This is a genomic window from Acinetobacter sp. YH16051 (genome assembly GCF_013417135.1).
Classification (GTDB): domain Bacteria; phylum Pseudomonadota; class Gammaproteobacteria; order Pseudomonadales; family Moraxellaceae; genus Acinetobacter; species Acinetobacter towneri.
Genome location: NZ_VPEN01000040.1, coordinates 1 through 5406, shown reverse-complemented (window position 1 = coordinate 5406; position 5406 = coordinate 1). Strand labels below are relative to the sequence as shown.

Here is a 5406-nt window from a genome sequence, read left to right as displayed (position 1 = left end):
GGACTTGCCAATAAACTTGGAGCAGACGTTGGCTACAGTCATCTCATTACGAAGAATCCATTTCATAAAGATTGGCGTGTCACTTTTTGGAGTGAACAAGCCTATACGCTCGATTATTTAGCCGATTTTGTAGAATTACCTAAGAAATTAAGCAAAAAACAGGAAGTTTCAGGACTTGGACGTAACTGCACACTGTTCGATACCGTGCGTAAATGGGCATATACGGCTGTTAGAGCGCATAGAGGGGGTATTTACAACACTTGGCTAGAGGAAGTCACCAAACAGTGTTTAAGCGTAAATGAGGCGTTTTTAGAAGCATTACCCTATTCAGAAATCAAAGCTACAGCTAAGAGTATCGCCACATATTGTTGGAAAAAGGATGCCTACTGCTATCAAGAGTTTATTGATCGTCAAAGCCGAAAAGGAAAGCTAGGTGGTCTAAAGGGGGGGAAAATTAGATCGGATAATTATGCTTCTAAAAGAGTTAAGGCTTTAGCAATGATGAAAGAGGGTATGACTCAAAAGCAGATAGCAACTGAATTAATGGTTACTGATAGAACAATTAGGAACTGGATAAAAAATGATGTTTGATAGCTTATTTAGAAAAAAATCAGATAAATTGATAAAAGAATGAGTGTATACGCTACTATATTACTTCGTTAAATCGTAAGACAAATAACTATGAAAAACATTCTATTAGCAAGTATTACTCTTTTTATCGTTGGTTGTAGTGCTGAATCTGAAACTCAACTAATGGGTGGAAAATTTAGCTCCATGTCACAATGTCTTGAGACGATTAAAAATAGATCAGGCCAGACTCTTAGACCGATGACAGATACACCGGAGAAAGTTACTGGATATCTTGGAGATACGAACCTCAATTTCTACTGTGGAGTGAAGCAAACAGGTACTGAAGGTACTTATATTGAAGGTTGGTTTGATGAGCCAGTTAGTAATTAATTGTATGTAATTCTTAAAATCTAAAATCGTACGTTAATGAAAACAAATTTGCAGAAGTACTATTTTCTGTCATTAACGTACGAAAGCGCATTAAAAAGCGGAAAGTGAGCCTAAATCAGATATCAGCTCTTTTATCTGTATTTTGATTTCTTCTGGTGAACTATTTTCTAAGTTGGTGCTTAACTTTTCTATGTCTTTTAATAGCTTTTCTTTTATTTTTAGATGTGAATATTTTGTTTGATCTAATTTCCCTTTATTGTTTAAAGATTTTATTGGGTCTAGTGTGTTGCAGTAGCCGTCTTCATTTTCGTTTCCTGTAATGTATATTGCTCCTTTATTTCTTAAATTATTTATTTCCCTTTTTGTATAATTATCGCTTTTTATGCCAATAAGTTTTTTCTTTTTAATAGCTTGTGGGAATTCTTTATCTAAGATTTTAATGTATTCGTTGCTTGTCCATGTATCTCCTCCATGGTTTTTTATTTTAATAAAAATTACTTCTTCAAAATTTATCAGAACTATTGCTATGCTGCCAGAGCGGTCTATAAATTTTGGATTTCTAGGATACATGTCAGATTTCAAATGAAAATGTATTAGTTTTTCATGTAAGTAAAGGTTATCTGTATAACTAGCTTCACATATTCTTGTACTTTGATATTTATTTAAATTTTCTCCATTTTCTATTTCTTTTTTTAGTTTGAAAAATCCTTTTTGTAAGTCAGTTGTTAGTTTTTTGAAATCTTCTTTAAAAGCTGAAGTTTGTAAACAATTACGAGTTTTTTCGGGAATTCTTCTTTCCAAAAAATTTAAGTATTGAAGTATTAAACAACTATTCGTACAGAAATCTATTTCTTCAGCAAGAAAATTTTGACAAATTATATTATTTAGATGATCTAGTAAATTAATTTTATTCATATGGTTACTCTAAATTTTTTTAAGGGCAAGGACACACAAAGGGTACTCTATACAAAAACTAAAGTTTTCGCTAGATTACCTTTTGTGCCTTGCAAGGGAAGAATCCCTTGACCCTCTTTTCGCCTTTTTCTATTGCGGTAAATTGCCTTTACTTGGCAATTTGTCCTCATAAAAAAAGCCGATCCAATCCATGAAGCAGATTGAGTCATGACTAAGAAAGACATAATCAAAAGAAAAAAAGAGATCAAAGTCCGTTTAACAGAAGCGGAACATCAAGCCTTACTGGAGCGTATGGAAGGTGGAGAGCTTGCAACTTGGATTCGAAATACTTGTCTAGATGAGAAGCCAAATAAAAGAAGAAATTATAAAGCGGCAGATCCTCAGCTATTAGCAGCATTAGGACGCATTGGGGGCAATCTCAATCAGATTGCGAGACAAGTAAATACTGTGGAATCTGATATAGAAAAACTTAGAGCCTTTGCAGAGTTGGCAGTTATTCGAGAACAACTACAAGGAATTTTAGCCAACTATGATCGTTAAATTTTTGGGAAATAAGGGCGGTGGTAGTGCAGGTGCAACCATTGACTACCTACTTGGCAAAGATAGGGATAGACCAGGTGCAGTTTTACTGAGTGGAGATCCTGAATTAACCCAACGATTAGCAGACAACTTGGACTTCCAAAACCGTTATACGGTTGGAGTACTTTCATTTGAGGAACCAAACCTCGAAGAACACCAAAAAGAAGCCATCATGCAGAGCTTTGAAGAAACATTGCTTGCTGGGTTAGAGCGTGACCAGTACGACATCACTTGGATAGAACACACTGATAAAGGACGTTTAGAGCTTAATTTCGTCATTCCAAATGTGGAATTAAGTACAGGAAAAAGATTACAGCCTTATTTTGATCAAGCTGACCGCCCACTTGTAGAAAACTGGAAACAAGTCATCAATTTTGAGCATGGTTTAACAGACCCTCATGCACCAGAGAAAGCTCAAGCAATTAAAACTTTGAATAGCCAAAACCTACCTCAAAGCGTCAAAGAAATTAAAGAGCAAATCGGGACCGCAATTGCTGAGCAAATTAGCAATGGCAATATCCAAAATAGGCAAGATGTAGTTGAAACCCTAAAGGGTGCAGGCTTTGAGATTGCTAGAGAAACAGATAGATCAATCAGTATTAAGAATCCTGACGGCAAGCGGAATATTCGTTTAGAAGGCGTAATTTATGAAAATCGACAATTTGATAAACAATTTGCAGAAGAACACCGCCGAGCAGGACAGGATTATCAAAGAACAAGCCGAGAGCGTTACGAAACAGCACTTGGAAAGCTACAACGCCTTACTGAGAGCAAGCAGCAAGGAAACAGAGAAAATTTTAAGGTCAAACCTTCAGACCATCCAAGATCAGCAGCCGAAAATCAGAAACGCTTTGCGTTTGAATATTCTCACGGGAGCAATATTGGGCGTGTTGATTACAGTGTTTCTGATTTTTCTTGGCGTAAATTGGTGGTTAGCGAAGCAAATTCAGAACAAGCAGCAGGAATTAGCCGAAATCAATCTGAAAGTAGAGCAGACACCGCTAGAGAAACAAATCTTGCGGAAGGTGACTTTACACGAGAGCGAAGACAAGAAAACCCTATATATCATGGCGAAGAACAGCAAAAAAGCGCACGCTTACGAGACCACATCCAGTCAAATGGTACTGAAATTGGAAAAATAGAATCTAACTTTAAAACTCCTTTTGAAAATCCATTTAACCAGTCAAATGATGGAAAGGAGCTTTTGAAGGATAGCGGAAGTTTATTTGAAAACTTAGCCACCTCAAAAGAAGCAAAGCAGGACGTAAAACAGAGTAATCCTAATCAAGCGGAACAAGATAATGCCAAACGACTTTATGAATCGCTACAAAGACTTATTGAACTCGTTAGAGAAGCAATTGAAAGAGCTAAACGCTATAAATCAAAGTCAGAGCGAGCAGATCGAAACATTGAGCATTCAGAATCAAGTATTGAGAAGTCAGAACGAGGAATTAGCCAGTCAAAATCAGCAATTAAACAATCTCAACAGCAAATTAAGAGAAGTGAACAGCAAATTAGCCAGCAAATGAAAGAAAAACACGTTGAAAGAAGGGCTAGTAGAGGATTTGGGCGTTAAATTTAATAAATTATGCTAGATTACTTTCAAAAAAAGTCTAAAATAGACAAAACGCCTACTTTTATGAGGTTTGAACATGCAAGTTATTACAGCGAAAGATGCAAAATCACGCTTTGGTGAGTTATTAGATACGATGCAGCGAGAACCTGTATTAGTCACAAAGAATAAGCGCCCTGTTGGTGTTTTCTTGTCATTAAAAGACGTGAAAGGCACCCACTTAGAAAGCCTTTTTGATGTCCAAGATGATGATTATGAAGATTGGGAAAAAGAGAAAATCACAGAAGCGTTAAATGCTTTGAAAGCGCATCCATCTGATACGAAAGAAATGAAGTCAGTACATGCGACTGCAATGCAAAAGGCACGAGACTTGGTAGCGAGCCGTAAAAGATGACCTATGAAGTTTCTTACTTGCCACAAGCAGAACAGGATTTAATTGAAATTTTGGCGTATGGCATAGAGACATGGGGCGAAAAACTAGCAGAAGGGATGTATTTAAAAATTACTGAACAGCTAGAAACCCTGTATTTCTCACCAAATCGAACTAAAAAGAAGGGCAATTTAGGAACAAGAGAAATGCTTATTTCTGACAGTCCATACCGTGCAATTATTCAAATTGATGAGGAAGCCAAGCGAGTTTTTATTTTAAGAATCTTGCATACTTCGAGAAATATTTAATTAGATTATATGCCGTATATTGGCAAAAAACGGCTATAAAATTAAGAAAATCAATAACTTTTAAAAATATTAAAGTTGTGTTAGATTTTCTTTTAGGCGAAAAAAAAGCAGGTCGGCAAACCTACTTTTTTCTCATTGTTTAACAAATACTTAAAGCATCAGTAAACGCAAAATCGATATTTGTATTTTACTGATGTTTTGAGCATTTGCAACATAAAGGACGTTGCAAAAGGTGAATAACGCTCAATTAAGCGATTTTTTTGAAAATCTTGCTCATAAACCATACTGTGCAGATGATTTATTGTATGGCTTACAAATAAGACCGAAAAAAACGGCAATCAACATGCAATACATACAGGGTAATCAGCCTTGTATGCTTCATTACTTCTTTTTTGATATAGATCGTTCAGATGCTGTCATGGCATGGCATGATGAAAATTTGCCAATGCCCTATTGGACAGCGCAGACCTTAAAAAATGGTCATGCTCATATTTGCTATAAATTAGAAATTCCACTGTGTACCAGTGAATTAGCCAGTCAAAAAGCAATAGCCTATGCCTCAAAGGTTCAGGCAGGACTTGCCAATAAACTTGGAGCAGACGTTGGCTACAGTCATCTCATTACGAAGAATCCATTTCATAAAGATTGGCGTGTCACTTTTTGGAGTGAACAAGCCTATACGCTCGATTATTTAGCCGATT

Annotated in this window: 8 protein-coding genes; 7 read left to right on the top strand and 1 reads right to left on the bottom strand. The window is 36.2% G+C overall.

The features are described 5' to 3' along the window. Both FTV41_RS13490 and FTV41_RS13485 read left to right on the top strand, forming a co-directional pair. Positions 1-591, top strand: a 591-nt coding sequence (locus FTV41_RS13490; protein WP_179996689.1) for a replication initiation protein, incomplete at its 5' end; no start/stop codon positions are given. 90 nt (positions 592-681) lie between these two features. Next, entirely contained in the window at positions 682-960 is a 279-nt protein-coding gene (locus FTV41_RS13485; protein ID WP_179991778.1) for a hypothetical protein, read from the top strand. A gap of 90 nt (positions 961-1050) precedes the next feature. Here FTV41_RS13485 and FTV41_RS13480 read toward each other — a convergent pair whose 3' ends face one another. Then, positions 1051-1875 carry a hypothetical protein gene (locus FTV41_RS13480; RefSeq protein ID WP_179991777.1) on the bottom strand — a complete coding sequence of 275 codons (825 nt, stop codon included), beginning with the start codon at positions 1873-1875 and terminating at the stop codon, positions 1051-1053. 207 nt (positions 1876-2082) lie between these two features. Here FTV41_RS13480 and mobC point away from each other — a divergent pair, with 207 nt between their 5' ends. The 5 genes from mobC to FTV41_RS13455 form a co-directional block, all read left to right on the top strand. Then, a complete protein-coding gene (mobC, locus tag FTV41_RS13475) occupies positions 2083-2415 on the top strand; it encodes a plasmid mobilization relaxosome protein MobC (RefSeq protein ID WP_179996688.1) in 333 nt (110 codons plus the stop codon). Next, a complete protein-coding gene (locus FTV41_RS13470; RefSeq protein ID WP_179996687.1) occupies positions 2405-4030 on the top strand; it encodes a relaxase/mobilization nuclease domain-containing protein in 1626 nt (541 codons plus the stop codon). The genes mobC and FTV41_RS13470 overlap by 11 nt, the downstream gene beginning before the upstream one ends. Before the next feature lie 76 nt (positions 4031-4106). After that, complete coding sequence (locus FTV41_RS13465) at positions 4107-4421, top strand: type II toxin-antitoxin system Phd/YefM family antitoxin (RefSeq protein WP_003115799.1); 315 nt, start codon at positions 4107-4109, stop codon at positions 4419-4421. Next, positions 4418-4705 carry a type II toxin-antitoxin system RelE/ParE family toxin gene (locus tag FTV41_RS13460; RefSeq protein ID WP_179995778.1) on the top strand — a complete coding sequence of 96 codons (288 nt, stop codon included), beginning with the start codon at positions 4418-4420 and terminating at the stop codon, positions 4703-4705. The genes FTV41_RS13465 and FTV41_RS13460 overlap by 4 nt, the downstream gene beginning before the upstream one ends. Before the next feature lie 232 nt (positions 4706-4937). Continuing rightward, positions 4938-5406 (top strand): replication initiation protein (locus FTV41_RS13455; RefSeq protein ID WP_179996686.1); only part of this gene is annotated, 469 nt, incomplete at its 3' end.